Origin of the sequence: Leptothrix sp. (in: b-proteobacteria), from assembly GCF_965250675.1 — a bacterium.
Lineage (GTDB): Bacteria > Pseudomonadota > Gammaproteobacteria > Burkholderiales > Burkholderiaceae_C > Sphaerotilus.
Genome location: NZ_CBDFPH010000008.1, coordinates 192,876 through 212,299, shown reverse-complemented (window position 1 = coordinate 212,299; position 19,424 = coordinate 192,876). Strand labels below are relative to the sequence as shown.

Below are 19,424 nucleotides of genomic sequence, written 5' to 3'. Positions count from 1 at the left end.
ATCAGCTCTTGGTGGCGTTACATGCGGAAATGCTCGCCGAGGTAAACCTTGCGCACGTCAGGGTTCTCGACGATGTCGGCCGGGCGGCCTTCGGCCAGCACCCGGCCTTCGCTGATGATGTAGGCGCGATCGCAGATGCCCAGCGTCTCGCGCACGTTGTGGTCGGTGATCAGCACGCCGATGCCCCGGTTCTTGAGGAAACCGATGATGCGCTGGATCTCGATCACCGCAATCGGGTCGACCCCCGCAAACGGCTCGTCGAGCAGGATGAAGCGCGGCTGGGTGGCAAGCGCGCGGGCGATCTCGACGCGGCGGCGCTCGCCGCCCGAGAGCGCCGGCGCCGGGCTGTCGCGCAGCCGCTCGATCGACAGGTCGGCCAGCAGGCCGTCGAGCAGCTGCTCGATGCGGGTGTCGCTGTAGGGCTTGCCCTGGGCGTCGCGCTGCAACTCCAGCACGGCGCGGATGTTTTCCTCGACCGTCAGGCGCCGGAAGATCGACGCCTCCTGCGGCAGGTAGGACAGGCCGAGCCGGGCGCGCTCATGGATCGGCAGGCGCTGCACCGGCGCGCCGTCGATGCGGATCTGGCCGGCATCGGCCCGCACCAGCCCGACCAGCATGTAGAAGCTGGTGGTCTTGCCGGCGCCGTTGGGGCCGAGCAGGCCGACCACCTCGCCGCTGCGCACCGCCAGGTGCACGTCTTTCACGACCTTGCGCGCGCCATAGCTCTTTTGCAGGCCGGTGGCCTCCAGGCGGCTCTCGGTCAGGCTTGCCGGCGTGGCGGGCACGCCGCTCAACGGGCGCCCCCCGGTGCAGATGCGCTGGCCGCCGGGCGTGGCGTCACCACGCCGCGCACGCGGCCCGTGCCGCTGGCGCCTGCGGCGCCGCCCTGCACGTCGAAGGCGTCACGCGCCTGGTCGTAGGTGATGGTCTGGCCGCTGATCTCGTCGGCCAGCACGCCTGCGCGCAGCAGCCGCACGCGCGCCTGCTGGGTGAAGCGCACGGTCTCGGTGGTGGCGTCGTACTCGATGCGCTGGGCCTGGCCGTTGATCAGCTCGTCGATGCCGTCGCGCTTCTGCTCGAAGCTGGCCGGCTCGGCCTCGCTGCCCAGCGCCAGCACGATCTGGCCTTGCGGCGTTTCGCGCAATTCGACCTCGCGTGCCTTGATTAGCAGCGTGCCGCGCCGGATCTCGACGCCGCCGCTCAGCAGCTTGACGCGCTTCTTGCCGTCGATGCGCAACTGGCCGGCATCGAACTGCAGCGGCAGATCACGGTCGGCTCGCTCAGCCTGGGCCGGCACGGCGGCCGCGATCAGGACCGCAGCGATCAGGGCGAAGCGAATCAGCACAGGGCAAAACGGCACGCTCAGCCGCCCTTGCGAATGCGCGCGACCAGCTGATCGGTCAACGCCAGGGCGCGCGTGGCGCCTTCGCTCTCGGGTGCGCCCTCGCCACCGGCCAGCGCGGGCGAGGTGTAGAAGCGGCCGTGGATGCCGATCGACGGCACGCCATCGATCTTGTAGGCCGCCGACAGCTGCGAGAACTGGCGCACCTTGGACTGGATGCCGAACGAGTTGTACATCTCGGTGAACCTGGCGCGGTCGGCACCGTTCTTCTCGATGAAATCGAAGATCAGTTCGGGCTTGTCGAGCTTCTGGCCCTGCTGGTGAATGGCGAAGAAAACCTTGCGGTGCAGGCTCTCGACCAGGCCCAGCGCCTCCAGCGTGGCGAACAGGCGCTGCTGCGGCTCGAAGTTGGGGCGGAAGCCCACGTGCATGCGGCGGAAGGCCACATCGGCAGGCAGCTTCTTGACCCAGGCATCCAGCGTCGGCTCGAAGACGTTGCAGTGCGGGCAGCCGTACCAGAAGAACTCGATCACCTCGATCTTGCCGGCAGGTGCCGTCACCGCCAGCGGCTGGCCCAGCTTGACGTAGTGCTTGCCTTCCTGGAACCCGGCCTGGGCCGAGGCCAGCCCCGACACGCCCGCCAGACCCAGCAGGGCACCGGTCTGACCGATGAATTCACGACGCTTCATGACTCGTTTCCTTGAATGTTGCGGGGGTATGCAGTTCAGCGCGCCACACGGACCAGCGCCGCTTCGGCATAGCCTGCGGCGGCGGCCTGTTCGCGGGCCTTGTCGGCGTCTTCGCGGGCCTCGTAAGGCCCGAGCCGGACACGGTAGACGGTGCGGCCGTTCTGTTCGCGGTCGGTGACTCGCGCGCTCAGACCGGTGATGGCGAGCTTGGCGCGCTGCTGCTCGGCATCGTCGGGCTTGGAGTACGCGCCCACCTGCACGAAGTACTGAAACGCGCCAGGTGCGTCCCTGGCCGACTTGTCCACAGCCTTATCAGCAGCTTTATCCACTGCTGACGCAGCGCGGCTGGCCGCTGGTGCGGCCACGGCGGGCAGCACGGCCGATGCAGGCGGGGCGGCAACAGCGCCAGAGGCACTGTCTGCCGGCAGACTGGCGGCGCGGGCCGGGGTCTTGCTGGCCAGCGGCGCGTTGGGATCCCAGTTGCGGTTCTTCTCGGTCTCGGCGGCGTCCTGCTCGGCGGTGCGTTGCGGCACCTTGTTGACGAACGGCACCGGCGCCTTGGTGACGTAGAGCGCCACGCCCAGCGCCAGCGCCAGGCCGATCAGCAGTCCGATGACGGCACCCAGCGCAAACCCGCCGCGCTGTGCACCCCGCTTCACACCCGAATTTGATTGACGCGTCATGACCGCTCGCTCCTGAAATTACATCTTGCGCGGGGCGCCCACGCCCAGCACGGCCAGCGCGTTGCGCAGCACCTGGGCGGTGGCCTCCAGCAGCGCCATGCGTGCGCGCATCAGCGCGGCGTCGTCGACCAGGAAGCGCTCGGCCGCGTAGTAGCTGTGGAAGCACGCGGCCAGGTCGCGCAGGTAGAAGGCCACGTCGTGCGGCGCCAGGTCAGCCGCCGCACGGCCGAGCATCTCGGGGTAGTCGGCCAGCTTGTTCATCAGCGCCGCTTCGGTCGGCGCCACCAGCAGGCTCAGATCGGCGCCGGCGAGCGTGGCCAGATCGCCGCTGCGGTCACGCGCATAGGCGTCCAGCACCGAGCAGATGCGCGCATGCGCGTACTGTACGTAGTAGACCGGGTTCTCGTCGTTGGCCTTGAGCGCCAGGTCGACGTCGAAGATGAATTCGGTGTCGGCCTTGCGGCTGATCAGGAAGAAGCGCACCGCGTCGCGGCTGGTCCAGTCGATCAGGTCGCGCAGCGTCACGTAGCTGCCGGCGCGCTTGGAGATCTTGACCTCCTCGCCGCCCTTCATCACCGTGACCATCTTGTGCAGCACGTAGTCGGGCCAGCCCTGCGGCACGCCGACGCCCGCGGCCTGCAGGCCGGCGCGCACCCGCGCGATGGTGCCGTGGTGGTCGCTGCCCTGGATGTTGACGACCTTGTCGAAGCCGCGCTGCCACTTGTGGATGTGGTAGGCCACGTCGGGCACGAAATAGGTGTAGCCGCCGTCGGACTTGCGCATGACGCGGTCCTTGTCGTCACCGTAGTCGGTGCTGCGCAGCCAGAGCGCGCCGCCTTCTTCGAAGGTCTTGCCGGCGGCGCTCAGCTTGGCCACCGCCTCATCGACCCGGCCGCTGCTGTAGAGGCTGGATTCGAGGTAGTAGTGGTCGAAGCGCACGCCGAAGGCCTGCAGGTCCAGGTCCTGCTCGTGGCGCAGGTAGGCGACGGCGAACTGGCGGATGCCGTCCAGATCGTCGACGTCGCCCGAGGCGGTGAACTCGCGGTCATCGGCCTTGACGGTCTTGCCGGCCAGGAAATCGGTGGCGATGTCGCCGATGTAGTCGCCGTTGTAGGCCGATTCGGGCCACTGCGCGTCGCCTGGCTTCCAGCCGCGCAGGCGCGCCAGCGTGGAGGTGGCCAGGGTGGCAATCTGCACGCCGGCGTCGTTGTAATAGAACTCGCGGTGCACAGCCCAGCCTTGCGTGGCGTAGAGGTTGCAGATCGCGTCGCCGAGCGCGCCCTGGCGGCCGTGGCCGACGTGCAGCGGGCCGGTCGGGTTGGCGGAGACGAACTCCACCATCGCGCGGCGGCCGTGACTCGGGCGCACGCCAAAGCCGTCGCCAGCGGCCAGCACGGCGCCGACCACCTGCTGGCGGGCCTCGGGCCTGAGGCGCAGGTTGATGAAACCGGGGCCGGCGATGTCCATGCCCTCGACCCAGCGTTGTGTGGCCGGCTGTGACTGCAGCGCCTGGATCAGCGCCTGCGCCACTTCGCGCGGGTTCTTTTTGAGCGGGCGGGCCAGTTGCATGGCGGCGGTGCAAGCCAGGTCGCCGTGGGCGGCCTGCTTGGGGTTCTCAAAAGCGGGAACAATCACGCTTTCGGGCGCCAGTTGGACCAGGGCCTGGCCCAACGCAACGAGCAATTCCTCTTTGGCTTGAATCATGCTGTCATTCTACGGGTGGGGTGATCGGCGCATTCCTCACTTGCCGCCCCCGGGCGGTGGTGAAAAACTCCGTGTGTAACTCCGGACTCATCATGATCGACCTCACCGAACCCGCCGCGCGCGTCCCAGGACAGCCTGAACGCATCGGCAAATACCGCGTCATTCGCCGCCTGGGCGAGGGCACGACCAGCGAGGTCTTCCTCTGCCACGACGAGTTCAACGACCGCGAGGTCGCCGTCAAGCGCGTGCGCGCCAACATGCTCAGCGATGCGCTGGACGGGCACGTGTTCTCGCGCTTCTTCGCCTCCGAGGCCGCACTCGCCGGCCGGCTGCACCACCCGAATGTGGTCGACATCTACGACGCCGTGCCCGACCCGCGCGAGCCGTACGTGGTGATGGAGTACGTGCCCGGCACCACGCTGCGCGCCTACTGCCAGGGCGGCCAGCTGCTGGCGCTGGAGCAGGTGGTGGAAATCGGCTTCAAGTGCGCGATGGCGCTGGGCTACTGCTACCGCCAAGGGCTGGTGCACCGCGACGTCAAGCCGGCCAACATCCTGGCGGTGGAGGTCAACGGCCAGGTCACCGACGTCAAGATCACCGACTTCGGCAGCGCGCTCAACCTCACCTCCGACGCCACGCAGGTGCACCGCGTCGGCTCGCTGGCCTATATGTCGCCCGAGCAGATCGACGGCAGCCAGCTCGATGCGCGCGCCGACATCTACTCGCTCGGCGCGGTGCTCTATCACCTGATCGCCGGGCGCGCGCCCTTCGAGGCCGCCAGCCAGGCGAGCCTGATGCACCAGATCTGCAACACGCCCGCGCCCAGCCTGGTCGGCCAGCGCGCCGGCGTGAGCACGGCGTTCGACCAGGTCGTGCAGCGCTGCCTGGCCAAGCGGCCCGAGCACCGCTACAACTCCTGGGACGATCTGGGCGACGCGCTGTCGCAGCTGATCACCTCGCACCACGTGCCGCGCGGCGCGCTGCAGGGCGTGCTGGACTCCGAGCGTTTCAACCTGCTGCGCTCGCTGGAGTTCTTCAGCCAGTTCGGCGACGTGGCGCTGTGGGAGGTGGTGCACCGCGCCAAGTGGCAGCGCTTCTCGGTCGGCCATCCGCTCTACAACAAGGGCGAGGAAGGCCGGGTCTTCTACATCATTGCCGCCGGCGCGGTCGAGGTCTACCGCGAGGGGCGGCGCGTGGCCGAGCTGGGCACCGGCACCTCGGTGGGCGAGATGGCGTATCTGGCGCCCAACCCGGAACTGCGCCGCCACAGCGCCGACATCATCATCACCGAGGCGGCCACCACCATCTCCTTCACGCCCGAGACACTCGCGCGCCTGAGTCCCGCCTGCCGCCACCTGTTCGACGAGGCCTTCATCCGCGTGCTGGTGCGCCGTCTGCATGCGGCGCACGAGGCGCTCGCTCATCCACGTCGTATTCTTTAAATGCGGCGCCGCTCTGACGCCGTGCCTTCGTCAATCGTCATCCCGAGGACCTCACACCATGAAAAAACTCATCTCGATCGTCGCGCTCGCCCTGTCCACCCTGGCCATGGGCGCCCATGCCGCCGACGCGGCCTGCGAAGCCAAGGCGCTGGACAAGAACGGCAAGGCCCTGGCCGGCGCTGCCAAGAACAGCTTCATGAAAAAGTGCGAGGCCGAGTCGGGCGCAGCGTCCTGCGAAGCCAAGGCGGTGGACAAGAACGGCAAGGCCCTGGCCGGCGCCGCCAAGAACAGCTTCATGAAGAAGTGCGCAGCCGCACCGGCTGCAGCCGCCTCCAAGTAAGCCGCATCGCCTGCTTATGATGGGCGGATGACTTCCGCCTATCTCTGGGTCAAGGCCCTGCACATCATCTTCATCGCCAGCTGGTTTGCCGGGCTGTTCTACCTGCCGCGCATCCTGGTCAACCTGGCGATGGTCGCGCCCGACAGCCACGCCGAACGCGAACGCCTGCTGCTCATGGCGCGCAAGCTGCAACGCTTCTCGACCCTGCTGATGGCCGTGGCGCTGGCCAGCGGCCTGTGGCTCTGGCTGGGTTTCGGCCTGTGGCGCGGCGCGGGCAACGGCTGGCTGCACGCCAAGCTGGCGCTGGTCATCCTGGTGATCGGCCTGCACCACGGCAACCGCCGGCTGCTGCGCCGCTTCGAGATGGCCGCCAACACCCGCAGCCACCGCTGGTACCGCGTCTACAACGAGGTGGCCGTGCTGCTGTTCGCCGCCATCGTCGTGCTGGTGGCGGTCAAGCCGTTCTGAGGCGGCTGCGGCTGGATGGCGCCTGCCACGTACCGCTCCTCGGCCGGGCCGCTGGCACTGGCCTGGCTGGCGCTGATCGTCTACGCCAGCCTGCACCCCTTCAGCCCCTGGAGCTGGCCCAGCCACATCAACGGCGCTGAAGGTCTCAAGCTGCTGTGGCTGCCGGTGACGCCCTCCTCGCGCTTCGATCTGTGGTCCAACTTCCTGGCCTATCAGCCGCTGGGTCTGCTGCTGGCCATCAGCCGGCTGCGCGCCGGGCAGGCGCGCGCGGTGAGCTGGCTGTTCGCCACGCTGGTGGGCGTGCTGCTGTCGCTGACGCTGGAGGAGTTGCAGCACCTGCTGCCGCAGCGGGTGCCATCGCGGATCGACTGGGCCCTGAACAGCGCCGGCAGCGCGGTGGGCGCGGCGCTGGCGCTGCTGATCCACCACCTGGGCGGGCTGCGCTACTGGCAGCAGTTGCGCGACCGCTGGTTCGTGCCCCACGGCACCGCCGGGCTGGCGCTGCTGCTGTCCTGGCCGATCAGCCTGCTGTTTCCGCCCCCCGCGCCGCTCGGGCTGGGCCAGGGGCTGGGGCGGCTGGCAGTGCTGGTCGACGGCTGGCTGGCCGACACCGCCGCCGCCGGCTGGATCCCTCTGCCCGACCCGCAGGTGGTGGCGGAGCCGCTGCCCCCGGGCATGGAACTGCTGGTGATCACGCTGGGCCAGCTCGCGCCGTGCTGGGTGGCGTTCGTGATGTCGCGCCGGCCGCTGCACCGGCTCGTGATGCTGGCCGGCGCGCTGGTGCTGGGGCCTGCGGCCACCACCTTGTCGAACGCGCTGAACTTCGGCCCCGAGCATGCGCTGACCTGGCTCAGCCCGCCGGTCGGCCCGGCGCTGGCGAGCGCGGCGCTGCTGGGCGTCGGCCTGGCCTGGCTGCCACGCCAGCAGGTGGCCGCGCTGGGGCTGATCGCCATCACCGCGCTGATCGCACTGGTCAACCAGGCCGGGGTCGACCCCTATTTCTGGCTCTCGCTGCAGGCCTGGGAGCAGGGCCGCTTCATCCGGTTCCATGGTCTGGCGCAATGGATCGGCTGGCTGTGGCCGTTTGCCGCGCTGCTGTTTCTGCTGGCGCAGGCCGGCAGGCGCCCGGGCCACCGCGACGAGTCGACTTCTACAATCGGCCCATGAGCAGCTACTTCCAACGCCACATCTTCTTCTGCCTCAACCAGCGCGACAACGGTGAAGCCTGCTGCGCCGATCTGGGCGCCAAGGCAGCCTTCGACCACTGCAAGTCGCGCGTCAAGGCCGAAGGCATCGCCGGCCCCGGCCAGGTGCGGGTCAACAAGGCCGGCTGCCTGGACCGCTGCTCGGGCGGGCCGGTGGCGGTGGTCTACCCGGAAGGCACCTGGTACACGTTTGTGGACAACAGCGACATCGACGAGATCGTCGAGTCGCACCTCAAGAACGGCCAGGTGGTCGAGCGGCTGGTGCTCGACGCCGACGTCGGCCGATGAATTCACAGACGGAACGCCGGCTGATCGCCGGGCCAGTGGGTGCGATCGAATGCGCCATCGACTCCCCCGCCGCCGGCACCGTGCTGCGCGGCGTGGCGGTGATCGCGCATCCGCACCCGCTGTTCGGCGGCACGATGGACAACAAGGTCGCCCAGACCATCGCCCGGGCGTTTCTGCTGCTGGGCTACCGGGCGGTGCGCTTCAATTTCCGCGGCGTGGGCGCCACAGAAGGCACCCATGACGAAGGCCGCGGCGAGGCCGAGGACCTGCTGGCCGTGGTCGCCGCCCTGCGCGAACCCAGCCTGCCGCTGGCACTGGCCGGCTTCTCGTTCGGCGGCTATGTGACGACGCTGGCGGCCGCACAACTGATCGGTGACCAGGCCGCCGAGCGCCTGCTGCTGGTCGGCCCGTCGACCCAGCGCGCCACACCCGCCCCGGTTCCCGCCGACACGGTGGTGATCCACGGCGAGGCCGACGAGGTCGTGCCGCTCTCGGCCACGCTCGACTGGGCCCGCCCGCAACAACTGCCGGTGATCGTGATGCCCGGCATCGGCCACTTCTTCCACGGCCAGCTGACCCCGCTGCGCGACCTGATCGTGCGCAGCTGGCGCTGAGAGCGGCCTGCCGCTTCTTGCCTACCGACTTCTCTCCTGAACCGATCCCGATGAAAAAATTGCTTGCCGGACTGGCCCTGCTGGCCGCCGCTCACCTGGCCCCCCAAACCGCCCTGGCACAAGTGCCGGCGCCCGAGATCGCCGCACGCGCCTATTTCCTCTACGACGTGGGCGCCCGCAAGGCCCTGGCCGAGCGGGAGGCCGACGTCACCATCGAGCCGGCATCGCTCACCAAGCTGATGACCGCCTACCTGGTCTTCCAGGCGCTGCGCGAGAAGAAGCTCAGCCTCGACCAGAACCTGACCGTGTCCGAGCGCGCCTGGCGCACCGGCATGACCGACGCGTCGCGCATGTACATCCAGATCGGCACGCAGGTGAAGGTCGAGGACCTCATCAAGGGCATGATCGTGCAGAGCGGCAACGACGCCACGGTGCAGTTGGCCGAAGCGGTGGGCGGCTCGGTGGAGAACTTCGTCGCGATGATGAATCGCCAGGCCCAGGCCTTCGGCCTCAAGGTCACGCAGTTCCGCAACCCCGAAGGCCTGCCTGCGCCCGGCCACGTCAGCACCGCGCGCGAACTGGCGGTGATCGCCACGCGCCTGCTGGAGGACTTCTCGGAAGAGGCACGCTTCTACACGATCAAGGAATTCCAGTACAACAAGATCAAGCAGACCAACCGCAACCTGCTGCTGTGGCGTGACCCGAGCGTCGACGGCCTCAAGACCGGCTACACCGACGCCGCCGGCTACTGCCTGATCGCCACCGCCCGTCGTGACTTCCCGAGCGGCCAGCGCCGGCTGGTGAGCGTGATCCTGGGCGCATCGTCCAAGGAAGCGCGCGCCGTCGAGGCGCAGAAGCTGCTCAACTGGGGTTACAGCGCCTGGGATGCCGTCAAGCTCTATGACGCCCGGCAGACCATCGCCACCGCGCAGGTCTGGAAGGGCGCCAGCGCCCAGGCCAAGCTCGGCCTGCTGCAGCCGGTGATCGTGACCGTGCCGCGCGGCGAAGGCGCACAGCTCAAGAGCCAGATCACCCACAAGGAGCCGCTGCTGGCGCCGCTGACGGTCGGCCCGCAAGTGGGCACGCTCAAGGTCATGAACGGCCAGAAGCTGGTGGCCGAGTTGCCCCTGACCGTGACCGAGGCGGTGCCCGCCGCCGGCCTGTTCGGCCGCCTGTGGGACAGCCTGCGCCTGATGATCCGCTGATCGACGAACCCGCCCTCCCTCACACAGGTCACCCCATGCGCGACATTCCCCCCGAGCAGTCCCTGATCGAATACCCCTGCGCCTTCCCGATCAAGGTGATGGGCGCGCGCGTGGAGGGCTTCATCGAAGCCATCACCCAGGTGGCGCTGCAGTTCGACCCCGGCTTCGACGCCGGCAGCATCGAGCAGCGTCCCAGCAAGGCCGGCAACTACCTGGGGCTGACGCTCACCATCAACGCCACCAGCCGCGAACAGCTCGATGAGCTGTACCGCACGCTGTCGACCCACCCGATGGTCAAGATCGTGCTGTAAGCGTGACGCCCGGGGCCGGCCTGGGCGCTACATCTTCAGCACCCAGGCGATGATGCTCTTGGCCACGAAGCCGAGCATGCCAAACGACAGCACCAGGAACAGCACGAAGGTGCCGAAGCGCCCGGCCTTGGACTCGCGCGCCAGCTGTGCGATCACGAACAGCATGTAGATCATGAAGGCGCTGACGCCAATCGTCAGACCGAACTGGGCGATCTGTTCTTCGTTGTAGCCAAACATGATGTGCCCCGCTCAGCGTTGCGCCACCAGATCACGGTAGGCGTACCAGCTGGCATGGCCCAGCATTGGCACCACGGCAATCAGTCCCAGCAGCAGCGACGCCAAGCCCAGCAAGGTGAAGCTCATCACGAGAGCTGCCCAGACCGCCATCGGCAGCGGGTTTTCGACCACGCTGCGCCAGCTGGTCAGCACGGCGGTTCGCAGGCTCACGGGCTGATCCAGCAGCATCGGAATCGCCACCACGCTGGAGGCAAATACCGGCGCCGCCAGCAGGCCACCCAGCCCGAGCCAGACCTCGAACAGCCAGGAATCGCGCGCCACGACCACCTCGCGCAGGAAATCAAGCGGCGTGGCGATCGGCGCTGGCGCATAGAGCGTGATCAGCGCCGCCGACGTCAGCACCCAGCCCGTGCCCGCCAGGCCGAGCAGCAGGCCGAACGCCACCAGGCGTCGATCGAAGGAGCGCCACACCGCCCAGACCGTGCGCCAGTCCCCGCGCTCACCGCGCTCCAGCGCACGGCTCAGGGCGTACAACCCGGTGGCCAGCACCGGCGCCACGATCATGAAGCCCGAAAACGCTCCGGCCAGCACCCAGAAGCGGTGATGCGCCAGCGCCATCAGCGTGCCACCGAACAGCGCCAGCGCCAGTCCGTGGCCCAGGCTCAGCCATGGTGTGGCACGGATGTCGTGCCAGGCACGCTCCAGCCACACCAGGGGCTGCAGGGGACGCACGGTACGCAGGGCAAGATCGGGGGTGGCGGTGTCGACTTCCATGCATCATGCTAGTCCAAACACCTCGCATCAGACTTGATGCAGGACATGCGGGTTCCTCCGGCTCAAGCCCTGTCCGCCAGGCACCGATAAACCTTTCACACCCCTCGCCGTCGCACCATGTTGACCCAGCCCCTGCCCGATCTGAACGCCTGGACCGCCGCCTTCCGCCAGCTGCGCATTCCCGTGCTGGCCGAGACGGCTGCCGAACTGCAGCATCTGGCCGAGATCGAGGACGCCAACGGCAGCGTGGACGCGCACATGGTCAGCGAGGCCATCGCGGGCGATCCGCTGATGACCTTGCAACTGCTGGTGCATGTATCGACCCACCGCCGCGCTCAGCAGATCACCGATGCCGAGACCGTCACGGCGGCGGTGATGATGATGGGCATCGGCCCATTCTTTCGGACATTCAGCACCTTGGAGTCTGTTGAAAACCTGTTGACAACTTATCCACAGGCGCGCGAGGGGCTGGACAAGGTGCTGCAGCGCTCGCATCGCGCGGCCCGCTTTGCACTGGGTTTTGCGGTGCACCGCATGGACGGCGATGCGGCCATCCTGCAGGAAGCCGCGCTGTTGCACGACTTTGCCGAAATGCTGCTGTGGTGCCACGCCCCGGCGCTGGCCACCGACCTCGCGCAGCGACGCCAGGCCGACCCGACGCTGCGCTCGGCCGACCTGCAGCGCGCCGTGCTCAACGTCACGCTGGGCGCGCTTGAGCAGAACCTGATGCGCGCCTGGCACCTGCCCGAGCTGCTGATCCGCCTGACCGACGACAAGGCCGAAGGCCAGGCGCTGATTTATCCACAGATCTGCACCGTGCGGCTGGCGGTGCAACTCGCGCGTCACTCCGCGGCCGGCTGGGACAACCCGGCGCTGCCCGATGACATCGATGAAATCGCCCAGTTGCTGCGCCTCTCACACAGCGCCGCCACCCGACTGGTGCGCGAACTCGACAGCTGAAACCTGTGGACAAGTGGGCAGGCGGCTTCAGTCAGGCGGCTGGGCCAGGCTCGCCAGCTTGGCCAAACCCGCCTCGAAGTCGGCGCCCAGCATGCCATCCAGCACCAGACCCAACCAGCGCATCAGCGGATTGCTGCCCAGGCGGGTCTCGAAGGTCCAGGTCACGCGGGTGCCACCCGTGACAGGTTCGAGCCGGATATCGCCGCTGGCGGTGCTGCCCATGTCCTCGAACACCAGGCTGTAGCTGAGGCGGCGCAGCGGCTCGGCCGACTCGAAGCGCACGGTACCGCGCCCCTGACTGGCGCTGGTCCACGACCACTGCGCACCGGCGCCGCTGACCGGGCCGCTGTAGCTGAGCGTCATGGCCGGGTCCTTGGCATACCAGGGCGACCAGGCGGCCCAGCGGCGCGACTCGATGACCAGCGGCCAGATCCGCTCGGCACTGGCCACGATCACCCGGCTGCGCTCGATCTGGCGACGCTCGGGCAGCGCGTAGGCCAGCAAGGACAGCAGGGCCATCAGCACCAGCAGGGCTTTGAGCACATTGATCAACCAGCGCATGAATCCAGTTCTCCACAGTCAGTGGACATGGAACATCGAAACCCAGGGGGTCAGAGCTTGCCGATGCAGTTGGGCGCACCACATTGGCACGTCAGCTTGCCTTCGTGGTGCGTTTCGCCGTAGTTGCAGGTGATCTCGTCGCCCAGGGCAATGGCGCGCATGGCGTAGATCTCGACCCGGCCCTGGCGAATGCGCAGCACGGCGTTGGGACTACAGCTGTGGTTGGTGTAGCGCAGCGGGTCGGTCGAGCGCGAGGCATCGATCGCGCGACGCTCGTTGACCTCCACGATCATGATGCGTTCGAGCTTCTTGGCCCGCTCCCAGGCCTCGTAGACGCTGATGGTCTCGCCACGGATCTCGCCGATCTTGCGCCGGGCGGGAATGGCCTCGGCCGCGAAGGCCCCCGTCCCGTCGATGAGGCTCGGGCCGTTCACGACGGCAAATTTCTGGGGGTTGGCAGGGGTGCCCATGTCGGTTTTACACAGCTGTGAATGAGAAGCCCGCATCAAACAGGTGCAGCCCCGCTCTGTCAAGTGACAACACTGTGGGCAACTCGTGAACAGCTGTGGGTTTATCCACCGGGAGTGTGCCTGCGGCCAAGTTGTTGTCTGTGAGTCCCGCGCTTGTCCCGGGTACAACCCACATGCTTAGCAAAGCATTAAGTATTTGATTTTCAAAAGAAAAATTGACTTACCCACAGGAGGTACGAGCCTCTACTATGACTACTAATTTATGAAAATAGAAATACCAACTAAGAAGACATCACCAGAAAGTCGAAGAAATCTTCAAACGAAGTCGCTCACGCGCTTCAAGCTGACACGTGAGCAACAGCTGTTGAGCCGATGTCAGAACAAACACCGGGTCAGGGTTGGCACGTAACTTGGTACGCTCTACGCCTGTCTTAGTTTGTTCAACACAGTTGGAAGGTTCCTCCATGAAGTTCAAGTTCAACGTCGTGATCGCTGCGGCTGTTCTGGGGTCGGCAGGTTTTGTTTCCGCTCAAGAGGTGGTGAAGATCGGTCACGTCGGCCCGACCAGTGGCGCGATTGCCCACCTCGGCAAGGACAACGAAAACGGTGCCCGCATGGCCATTGACGAGCTCAATGCCAAAGGCGTCACCATCGGTGGCAAGAAGGTCAAGTTCGAACTGCTGGCAGAAGACGACGGTGGTGATCCGAAGCAAGGCACGGCCGCTGCGCAGAAGCTGGTCGACTCCAAGGTCATGGGCGTCATCGGTCACCTGAACTCGGGCACCTCGATTCCCGCGTCCAAGATCTACAGCGACGCCGGCATTCCGCAGATCTCGCCCTCGGCCACCAACCCGAAGTACACCCAGCAAGGTTTCAAGACCACCTTCCGCGTGGTCGCCAACGACGGCCAGCTGGGCGGCACGCTCGGCAAGTACGCCGTGACCCAGCTCAAGGGCAAGTCGATCGTGGTGATCGATGACCGCACGGCCTACGGCCAGGGCGTGGCCGACGAGTTCGAGAAGGGCGTCAAGGGCGCAGGCGGCAAGACCGTGGCACGCGAGTTCACCAACGACAAGGCCACGGACTTCACCGCCATCCTGACCAACCTGAAGGCCAAGAAGCCCGACGTGGTCTTCTTCGGCGGCATGGACGCGGTGGCCGGCCCGATGCTGCGCCAGATGAAGCAGCTGGGCATCAAGGCCAAGTTCATGGGCGGCGACGGCATCTGCTCGGGCGAACTGCCCAAGCTGGCCGGTGGCGCGATGGACGACGACCAGGTGGTGTGCGCCGAAGCCGGCGGCATCGACGACAAGGACTCGGCCGCCATGAAGGGCATGGCCGATTTCCGTGCCAACTTCAAGACCAAGTTCGGCGTCGATGTGCAGATCTACTCGCCCTACGTGTACGACTCGCTCAACGTCATGGTTGCGGCCATGGTCAAGGCCGGCTCTTCGGACCCGGCCAAGTACCTGCCGGTGCTGGCCAAGACCACCGGCTACAAGGGTGTCACGGGCCTGATCTCCTTTGACGACAAGGGCGACATCAAGAACGGTGCGCTGACCCTGCACAGCTACAAGGACGGCAAGCAGACCAACATCGGCGTGGTGCGCTGATCGGTCGTTCACGGACCCGCAGCGTCGCCGCTGCGTTATCCACAGGGCAGAGTGCACGGCCGCCACGCGGTCAGGGCCTCTGCCCTTTTTGCTGAGCGTCGGACGCTCCGGGCTGACGTATGCTGACCCATTCACAGATCAGCTACGGATCACTCCTTGGACGTCCATTTCCTGACCCCGCTGTTTTCGCCCAAGTCCATCGTCGTCTTCGCGGGCGATCCGGCCCAGGCCGACACGGTGGCGCCGCAGGCGCGCGCGCTGCTCCAGGCCTTGCAGGCCGGGCCTGAAGATATCCACATCACGCATCTCGACACCGAGATGACCGGCACCCTGAGCGAACTGGTGCACGCCCGCGCCGACCTGGCCGTCATCGCCCTGCCTGTGGACAAGGTGGCCGCCGCGCTGGAGATTGCCGGGCGCATCCGCTGCCGCGCGGCGCTGGTGATCTCCTCCGGCATGGCCAGCGCGCCCTGCCAGGAACTGCAGACGATTGCGCGCCGCCACGGCATGCACCTGCTCGGTCCCAACAGCCTGGGTTTCCAGCGGCCGCACCTGCAGCTCAACGTCAGCGCCGTCGGGCGGCTGGCGGCACGCGGGCCGCTGGCGCTGGTGTCGCAGTCTGGTGCGCTGACGGCATCGATCCTCGACTGGGCGCAGCGCAACGGTGTCGGCTTCTCGGCGGTGGTTTCGCTCGGCCCCAATACCGTGGTCGACCTGCCGCAGGTGCTGGACTTCCTGACCCACGACGCCGCCACCCAGAGCATCCTGGTCTACATGGAAGGTATCCACAGCGCACGCCGCTTCATGAGCGCAATGCGCGCGGCCGCCTACGCCAAGCCGGTGGTGGTGATGAAGGCGGGCCGCAAGCCGGCGGGCTCCAGCGCAGCGCTGACGCATTCGGCCGCCATCGTCGGCTCCGACGATGTGTTCGAGGCCGCGCTGCGCCGTGCCGGCGTGGTGCGGGTGCGCTCGTTCACCCAGCTGTTTTCGGCCGCCAAGTGCCTGGCCTCGCGCTTCCGGCCGGTCGGTCGCACGCTGGCCATCATCACCAACGGTGGCGGGCCGGCCGTGCTGGGCGCTGATCGGGCCAACGAGCTGGGCCTGGCGGTGGCGCAACTGGGCGACACCACCCGCACCGAACTGGCGCCCAAGCTGGGGGCCCACGCCACGCTGGAGCAGGTCATCGACCTGGGCGAGGACGCCAGCGCCGAGCACTACCGCGCCGCGCTGCTGGCCTGCGCCAAGGAGCATGGCGTGCACGGCGTCATGGTGATCTACAGCCCCAAGCCCTGCGATGACCCGGTCGAGTGCGCCGCCGCCATCGCCCGCGCCGTGTGCGAGAGCTTCAACCTGGTCGCCAAGCCGCTGCTGACCTGCTGGATGGGCGAGGACAGCGTGCGCGAGGCCCGCGCCCTGCTCAACGCCCAGTCGATCCCGACCTTCCGCACGCCCGAGGCGGCGGTGGACGCCTTCCACAACGTCGCGAGCTTTTATCAGAATCAACAGCTGTTGCAGCAGACGCCGCCGCCGCTGTCGCTGCCGGCGCAGCCTGACACCGAAGGCGCACGCCTGCTGATCGAGGCCGTGCTGGCCGAGCGCCGCCAGGTGCTGACCGAGATGGAGTCGAAAGCGCTGCTGGCGGCCTTCCACATCCCGGTCACCCGCACCATGCTGGCACGCAGCGCCAACGAGGCGATGCTGATCGCCAGCCAGCTGGGCTACCCGGTGGCGCTCAAGATCGACACCTTCGACATCAGCCACAAGTCCGACGTGCAGGGCGTGGTGCTCAACGTCGCCAGCGCCACCCAGGTGCGCGACAGCTACAACGACATGCTCGCGGCCGTCAAACGCGCCCAGCCCAACGCCCGCCTCAACGGCGTGACCATCCAGCCGATGGCGGCCAAGCGGCGCGGCCGCGAGGTCTACATCGGCCTGACCACCGACGACCCGTTCGGCCCGGTCATTACCTTCGGCGCCGGCGGCACCATGATCGAGCTGATCGCCGACCGCGCCATGGAGCTGCCGCCGCTCAACCAGTTCCTGGCGCACCGCTTGATCGAGCGCGCCCGCGTCGCCGAGACCCTGGAGGTCTGGCGCGGCGCACCGGCGGTCGACCAGGGCGCCATCGAGCAGATCCTGCTGCGCGTGTCCGAGATGGTCTGCGCGCTGCCGCAGCTGCGCGAGATGGACATCAACCCCATCATCGTCGACGAGGACGGCGCGGTGGCGGTGGACGCCCGCATCGTCATCGGCCCGGCGCCGCCCGGCCTGCCCGAGAGTTATCCACACTTGGCGATCCCGCCCTACCCGGCCAGCCAGGAGCGCGAGTGGCCGATGAAGGGCGGTGACCTCTACACCATCCGCCCGATCCGCCCCGACGACGCCGAGATGCTGCAGGCCTTCACGCGCGGCCTGTCGCAGGAGAGCCGCTACTTCCGCTTCGCCAGCGCCATGCACGAGCTGCCTGCCCGCATGCTGGCGCGCTACACGCTGATCGACTACGACCGCGAGATGGCCTTCGTCGCCGTGCACCGCGAGCGCACGCCCGACAGCGAGGGTGGCTTCACCGATACCGAGCAGATCATCGGCGTGTCGCGCTACATCACCAACCCCGACCAGACCAGCTGCGAGTTCTCGCTGGTGGTGTCCGACGCCTACAAGGGCCAGGGCCTGGGCACGCGGCTGATGCAGGCCATCATGGACATCGCCCGCAGCCGCGGCCTGAGCGAAATCGTCGGCATGGTGCTGGCCAACAACCCCAACATGCTGCGGCTGATGCAGGGGCTGGGATTCAAGGTCGGCCACTGCAGCGAAGACCCCGATTTCAAGCTCGTGACCAAGCTGTTGTAGGCCCCACGCCAGACAACGGCATAACAACGGCACAATCGGCGCCCTTCCCGCTTGAATTGCACCCATGTCCGCTACTCCCACGCCGCAGCCGGAAGCGGCCGATTCCACTCCGGTTCCTGACACGGCAGCCGCTGCCGTGGCCGAGGCGCTGCCGGTGGCGGAATCCGTCTCGGAGGCCGCCCCGGCCGCCGAGCTTCCTGCCGATGACGAGACCGCTGACGCTGCGGCTGAAGACGGCGCGGCTGCTGAAGCCGAGCCGGCTCCGGCTGGTGCGGCCCCTGCGGCACCGCGTGCCAGCATCGACCACGCGGCCGTGGCGCAGGCGATCAAGGCCCGCTTCCCGCTGCTGTTCACCGGCTCGCCCAAGCCGGTCAAGCTGCGCATCCAGGCCGACATCCAGGCCGCTGCGCCCGGCGAGTTCAGCAAGCCGGCGCTGTCGGCCTTCCTGCGCCGCCACACCGGCAGCACGTCCTACCTGCTGGCGCTGGCCAAGTCGGCCCAGCGCTACGACCTGGCGGGCCAGCCCGCCGGCGAGGTCAGCGACGAGCACCGCCAGGTCGCCAACGAGGAACTCGAACGTCGCCGCAACCTGACCCAGGAGCGTCGCGCGCTGGAGGATCAGCAGCGTGCGCTGGAAGGCCAGCAGCGCTACAACCGCGCCGGCCTGCTGCGCGATTTCGAGAAGACCACGCTGACGCGGGCCAACTTCTGCGCGTTGAAAGACGTGCCTGAAGACAAGCTCGACGCGCTGCTCGACATCGCCCGCCGCGAGGCCGCTGAAGACGCCGCCGCGCCGCGCCGCTTCGAGCGCGATCCCCGTCCGTCCGGCCGGGGTGGCCGTCCGGGCCGGGACGACGCGCGTGGCGAGGGTCGCGGTGATGCTCGTGGACCGCGTGGCCCGTCACGCGGCGGTCCAGGCCGCCCACGCTGACCCCGGCGGGTGAGACCTGCCTGTGCGTCGCTCAGACGACGCGCACGGCCAGTTCACCCAGGCCGTCGATGCCACCGCGCATCGTCTGGCCGCGTTCGACCCTGCCCACGCCTTCGGGCGTGCCGGTGAAGATCAGGTCGCCGGGCTGCAGCTCGAAGTAGGTCGACAGGTTGGCGATCACCTCGGGCACCGACCAGATCAGCTTGGCGATGTCGCTGCGCTGGCGGTCCGCGCCGTCGACCTGCACCCAGATCGCACCCGTGGCCGGGTGGCCGACCTGTGCCGCCGCATGCAGTTCGCCGATCGGCGCCGACTGGTCGAACGCCTTGCCCAGCTCCCACGGCCGGCCCTTGTCGCGCAGCTTGAGCTGCAGGTCGCGGCGCGTCATGTCCAGCCCGACGGCGTAGCCCCAGACGTGCGCTAGCGCCTGCTCGACCGCGATGTTGCGGCCGGCCTGGCCGATGGCCACGACCAGTTCGATCTCGTGCTGGTAGTCGCTGCTCAGCGGTGGATAACTCACATCCACCGTCTGGCCGGGCGGCACGACGACCAGCGCGTTGTCGGGCTTGCAGAAGAAGAACGGCGGCTCGCGGTCCGGATCGAACCCCATTTCGCGCGCGTGCGCCGCGTAGTTGCGGCCGACGCAGTAGATGCGGCGCACCGGAAACAGATCGGTGCTGCCCGCCACCGGCACGGTGACGCGGGGCGAGGGTTCAAAAACGTAGCTCATGCGGACT

General features: G+C 67.9%; 22 protein-coding genes. 12 read left to right on the top strand and 10 right to left on the bottom strand.

The annotated features are described in order from the left end of the window. Positions 1–17 precede the first annotated feature (17 nt). From lptB to argS, 5 genes are read right to left on the bottom strand one after another with little or no spacing between them, the layout of a single operon-like run. Complete coding sequence (lptB, locus tag AC5IG3_RS10145) at positions 18–794, bottom strand: LPS export ABC transporter ATP-binding protein (protein WP_491906181.1); 777 nt, start codon at positions 792–794, stop codon at positions 18–20. Continuing rightward, positions 791–1,360 carry a lipopolysaccharide transport periplasmic protein LptA gene (gene lptA / locus AC5IG3_RS10140; RefSeq protein WP_491906180.1) on the bottom strand — a complete coding sequence of 190 codons (570 nt, stop codon included), beginning with the start codon at positions 1,358–1,360 and terminating at the stop codon, positions 791–793. Before lptA ends, lptB begins: the two co-directional genes overlap by 4 nt. A 2-nt stretch (positions 1,361–1,362) precedes the next feature. Continuing rightward, positions 1,363–2,031 (bottom strand): thiol:disulfide interchange protein DsbA/DsbL, encoded by a 669-nt coding sequence (locus tag AC5IG3_RS10135; protein WP_491906179.1) that lies wholly within the window; start codon positions 2,029–2,031, stop codon positions 1,363–1,365. Positions 2,032–2,066: 35 nt separating this feature from the next. Continuing rightward, a complete protein-coding gene (locus AC5IG3_RS10130; protein ID WP_491906178.1) occupies positions 2,067–2,714 on the bottom strand; it encodes an SPOR domain-containing protein in 648 nt (215 codons plus the stop codon). A gap of 18 nt (positions 2,715–2,732) precedes the next feature. Beyond that, the gene (gene argS, locus AC5IG3_RS10125; protein ID WP_491906177.1) at positions 2,733–4,418 is read right to left on the bottom strand and encodes an arginine--tRNA ligase; all 1,686 of its coding nucleotides are present in this window, start codon (positions 4,416–4,418) and stop codon (positions 2,733–2,735) included. A 92-nt stretch (positions 4,419–4,510) separates the two neighbouring features. Here argS and AC5IG3_RS10120 point away from each other — a divergent pair, with 92 nt between their 5' ends. From AC5IG3_RS10120 to AC5IG3_RS10085, 8 genes are read left to right on the top strand one after another with little or no spacing between them, the layout of a single operon-like run. After that, complete coding sequence (locus AC5IG3_RS10120; protein ID WP_491906176.1) at positions 4,511–5,860, top strand: protein kinase domain-containing protein; 1,350 nt, start codon at positions 4,511–4,513, stop codon at positions 5,858–5,860. 58 nt (positions 5,861–5,918) lie between these two features. Next, on the top strand, positions 5,919–6,200 hold the full coding sequence (locus tag AC5IG3_RS10115) for a hypothetical protein (protein ID WP_491906175.1): 282 nt from the start codon (positions 5,919–5,921) through the stop codon (positions 6,198–6,200). 27 nt (positions 6,201–6,227) lie between these two features. Beyond that, positions 6,228–6,668 carry a CopD family protein gene (locus AC5IG3_RS10110; protein WP_491906174.1) on the top strand — a complete coding sequence of 147 codons (441 nt, stop codon included), beginning with the start codon at positions 6,228–6,230 and terminating at the stop codon, positions 6,666–6,668. 15 nt (positions 6,669–6,683) lie between these two features. Beyond that, positions 6,684–7,835 (top strand): VanZ family protein, encoded by a 1,152-nt coding sequence (locus AC5IG3_RS10105; protein WP_491906173.1) that lies wholly within the window; start codon positions 6,684–6,686, stop codon positions 7,833–7,835. Further along, positions 7,832–8,161 (top strand): (2Fe-2S) ferredoxin domain-containing protein, encoded by a 330-nt coding sequence (locus tag AC5IG3_RS10100; RefSeq protein WP_491906172.1) that lies wholly within the window; start codon positions 7,832–7,834, stop codon positions 8,159–8,161. Before AC5IG3_RS10105 ends, AC5IG3_RS10100 begins: the two co-directional genes overlap by 4 nt. Then, positions 8,158–8,775, top strand: coding sequence for an alpha/beta hydrolase (locus tag AC5IG3_RS10095; RefSeq protein ID WP_491906171.1), 618 nt, complete (start codon positions 8,158–8,160; stop codon positions 8,773–8,775). The genes AC5IG3_RS10100 and AC5IG3_RS10095 overlap by 4 nt, the downstream gene beginning before the upstream one ends. Before the next feature lie 50 nt (positions 8,776–8,825). After that, the gene (locus AC5IG3_RS10090; protein WP_491906170.1) at positions 8,826–9,980 is read left to right on the top strand and encodes a D-alanyl-D-alanine carboxypeptidase family protein; all 1,155 of its coding nucleotides are present in this window, start codon (positions 8,826–8,828) and stop codon (positions 9,978–9,980) included. Between the two features lie 35 nt (positions 9,981–10,015). Next, positions 10,016–10,291 carry a DUF493 family protein gene (locus AC5IG3_RS10085; RefSeq protein ID WP_491906169.1) on the top strand — a complete coding sequence of 92 codons (276 nt, stop codon included), beginning with the start codon at positions 10,016–10,018 and terminating at the stop codon, positions 10,289–10,291. Between the two features lie 27 nt (positions 10,292–10,318). Here AC5IG3_RS10085 and AC5IG3_RS10080 read toward each other — a convergent pair whose 3' ends face one another. Both AC5IG3_RS10080 and AC5IG3_RS10075 read right to left on the bottom strand, forming a co-directional pair. Next, positions 10,319–10,528 carry a DUF2788 domain-containing protein gene (locus AC5IG3_RS10080; RefSeq protein WP_491906168.1) on the bottom strand — a complete coding sequence of 70 codons (210 nt, stop codon included), beginning with the start codon at positions 10,526–10,528 and terminating at the stop codon, positions 10,319–10,321. 12 nt (positions 10,529–10,540) lie between these two features. Continuing rightward, entirely contained in the window at positions 10,541–11,302 is a 762-nt protein-coding gene (locus AC5IG3_RS10075) for a DUF2189 domain-containing protein (protein WP_491906167.1), read from the bottom strand. Positions 11,303–11,419: 117 nt separating this feature from the next. Here AC5IG3_RS10075 and AC5IG3_RS10070 point away from each other — a divergent pair, with 117 nt between their 5' ends. After that, positions 11,420–12,262 (top strand): HDOD domain-containing protein, encoded by an 843-nt coding sequence (locus tag AC5IG3_RS10070; protein WP_491906166.1) that lies wholly within the window; start codon positions 11,420–11,422, stop codon positions 12,260–12,262. A 27-nt stretch (positions 12,263–12,289) separates the two neighbouring features. On the opposite strand, the gene AC5IG3_RS10065 is transcribed toward AC5IG3_RS10070, so the two are convergent. Both AC5IG3_RS10065 and AC5IG3_RS10060 read right to left on the bottom strand, forming a co-directional pair. Then, positions 12,290–12,823: an SRPBCC family protein gene (locus AC5IG3_RS10065; RefSeq protein ID WP_491906165.1), complete on the bottom strand. Its 534-nt coding sequence runs from the start codon at positions 12,821–12,823 to the stop codon at positions 12,290–12,292. Between the two features lie 50 nt (positions 12,824–12,873). Beyond that, the gene (locus AC5IG3_RS10060) at positions 12,874–13,293 is read right to left on the bottom strand and encodes an SET domain-containing protein (protein ID WP_491906164.1); all 420 of its coding nucleotides are present in this window, start codon (positions 13,291–13,293) and stop codon (positions 12,874–12,876) included. Between the two features lie 464 nt (positions 13,294–13,757). On the opposite strand from AC5IG3_RS10060, the gene AC5IG3_RS10055 reads away from it, so the two are divergent. From AC5IG3_RS10055 to AC5IG3_RS10045, 3 genes are all read left to right on the top strand, one after another. Further along, the gene (locus AC5IG3_RS10055) at positions 13,758–14,906 is read left to right on the top strand and encodes a branched-chain amino acid ABC transporter substrate-binding protein (protein WP_491906163.1); all 1,149 of its coding nucleotides are present in this window, start codon (positions 13,758–13,760) and stop codon (positions 14,904–14,906) included. A gap of 156 nt (positions 14,907–15,062) precedes the next feature. Beyond that, entirely contained in the window at positions 15,063–17,756 is a 2,694-nt protein-coding gene (locus AC5IG3_RS10050) for a bifunctional acetate--CoA ligase family protein/GNAT family N-acetyltransferase (RefSeq protein ID WP_491906162.1), read from the top strand. Between the two features lie 64 nt (positions 17,757–17,820). After that, entirely contained in the window at positions 17,821–18,687 is an 867-nt protein-coding gene (locus AC5IG3_RS10045; RefSeq protein ID WP_491906161.1) for a ProQ/FINO family protein, read from the top strand. Between the two features lie 31 nt (positions 18,688–18,718). Here AC5IG3_RS10045 and AC5IG3_RS10040 read toward each other — a convergent pair whose 3' ends face one another. Next, entirely contained in the window at positions 18,719–19,417 is a 699-nt protein-coding gene (locus AC5IG3_RS10040; RefSeq protein WP_491906160.1) for a fumarylacetoacetate hydrolase family protein, read from the bottom strand. Between the last annotated feature and the right edge of the window lie 7 nt (positions 19,418–19,424).

Excerpts from the sequence above, each read along its gene's own strand:
- AC5IG3_RS10060 (WP_491906164.1), bottom strand. The coding sequence starts at position 13,293 with ATGGGCACCCCTGCCAACCCCCAGAAATTTGCCGTCGTGAACGGCCCG.
- AC5IG3_RS10045 (WP_491906161.1), top strand. The coding sequence starts at position 17,821 with ATGTCCGCTACTCCCACGCCGCAGCCGGAAGCGGCCGATTCCACTCCG.
- AC5IG3_RS10105 (WP_491906173.1), top strand. The coding sequence starts at position 6,684 with ATGGCGCCTGCCACGTACCGCTCCTCGGCCGGGCCGCTGGCACTGGCC.
- AC5IG3_RS10115 (WP_491906175.1), top strand. The coding sequence starts at position 5,919 with ATGAAAAAACTCATCTCGATCGTCGCGCTCGCCCTGTCCACCCTGGCC.
- AC5IG3_RS10070 (WP_491906166.1), top strand. The coding sequence starts at position 11,420 with ATGTTGACCCAGCCCCTGCCCGATCTGAACGCCTGGACCGCCGCCTTC.
- argS (WP_491906177.1), bottom strand. The coding sequence starts at position 4,418 with ATGATTCAAGCCAAAGAGGAATTGCTCGTTGCGTTGGGCCAGGCCCTG.
- AC5IG3_RS10065 (WP_491906165.1), bottom strand. The coding sequence starts at position 12,823 with ATGCGCTGGTTGATCAATGTGCTCAAAGCCCTGCTGGTGCTGATGGCC.
- AC5IG3_RS10095 (WP_491906171.1), top strand. The coding sequence starts at position 8,158 with ATGAATTCACAGACGGAACGCCGGCTGATCGCCGGGCCAGTGGGTGCG.
- AC5IG3_RS10075 (WP_491906167.1), bottom strand. The coding sequence starts at position 11,302 with ATGGAAGTCGACACCGCCACCCCCGATCTTGCCCTGCGTACCGTGCGT.
- AC5IG3_RS10085 (WP_491906169.1), top strand. The coding sequence starts at position 10,016 with ATGCGCGACATTCCCCCCGAGCAGTCCCTGATCGAATACCCCTGCGCC.
- AC5IG3_RS10130 (WP_491906178.1), bottom strand. The coding sequence starts at position 2,714 with ATGACGCGTCAATCAAATTCGGGTGTGAAGCGGGGTGCACAGCGCGGC.
- AC5IG3_RS10040 (WP_491906160.1), bottom strand. The coding sequence starts at position 19,417 with ATGAGCTACGTTTTTGAACCCTCGCCCCGCGTCACCGTGCCGGTGGCG.
- AC5IG3_RS10090 (WP_491906170.1), top strand. The coding sequence starts at position 8,826 with ATGAAAAAATTGCTTGCCGGACTGGCCCTGCTGGCCGCCGCTCACCTG.
- AC5IG3_RS10135 (WP_491906179.1), bottom strand. The coding sequence starts at position 2,031 with ATGAAGCGTCGTGAATTCATCGGTCAGACCGGTGCCCTGCTGGGTCTG.
- AC5IG3_RS10110 (WP_491906174.1), top strand. The coding sequence starts at position 6,228 with ATGACTTCCGCCTATCTCTGGGTCAAGGCCCTGCACATCATCTTCATC.
- AC5IG3_RS10055 (WP_491906163.1), top strand. The coding sequence starts at position 13,758 with ATGAAGTTCAAGTTCAACGTCGTGATCGCTGCGGCTGTTCTGGGGTCG.
- AC5IG3_RS10100 (WP_491906172.1), top strand. The coding sequence starts at position 7,832 with ATGAGCAGCTACTTCCAACGCCACATCTTCTTCTGCCTCAACCAGCGC.
- AC5IG3_RS10120 (WP_491906176.1), top strand. The coding sequence starts at position 4,511 with ATGATCGACCTCACCGAACCCGCCGCGCGCGTCCCAGGACAGCCTGAA.
- AC5IG3_RS10080 (WP_491906168.1), bottom strand. The coding sequence starts at position 10,528 with ATGTTTGGCTACAACGAAGAACAGATCGCCCAGTTCGGTCTGACGATT.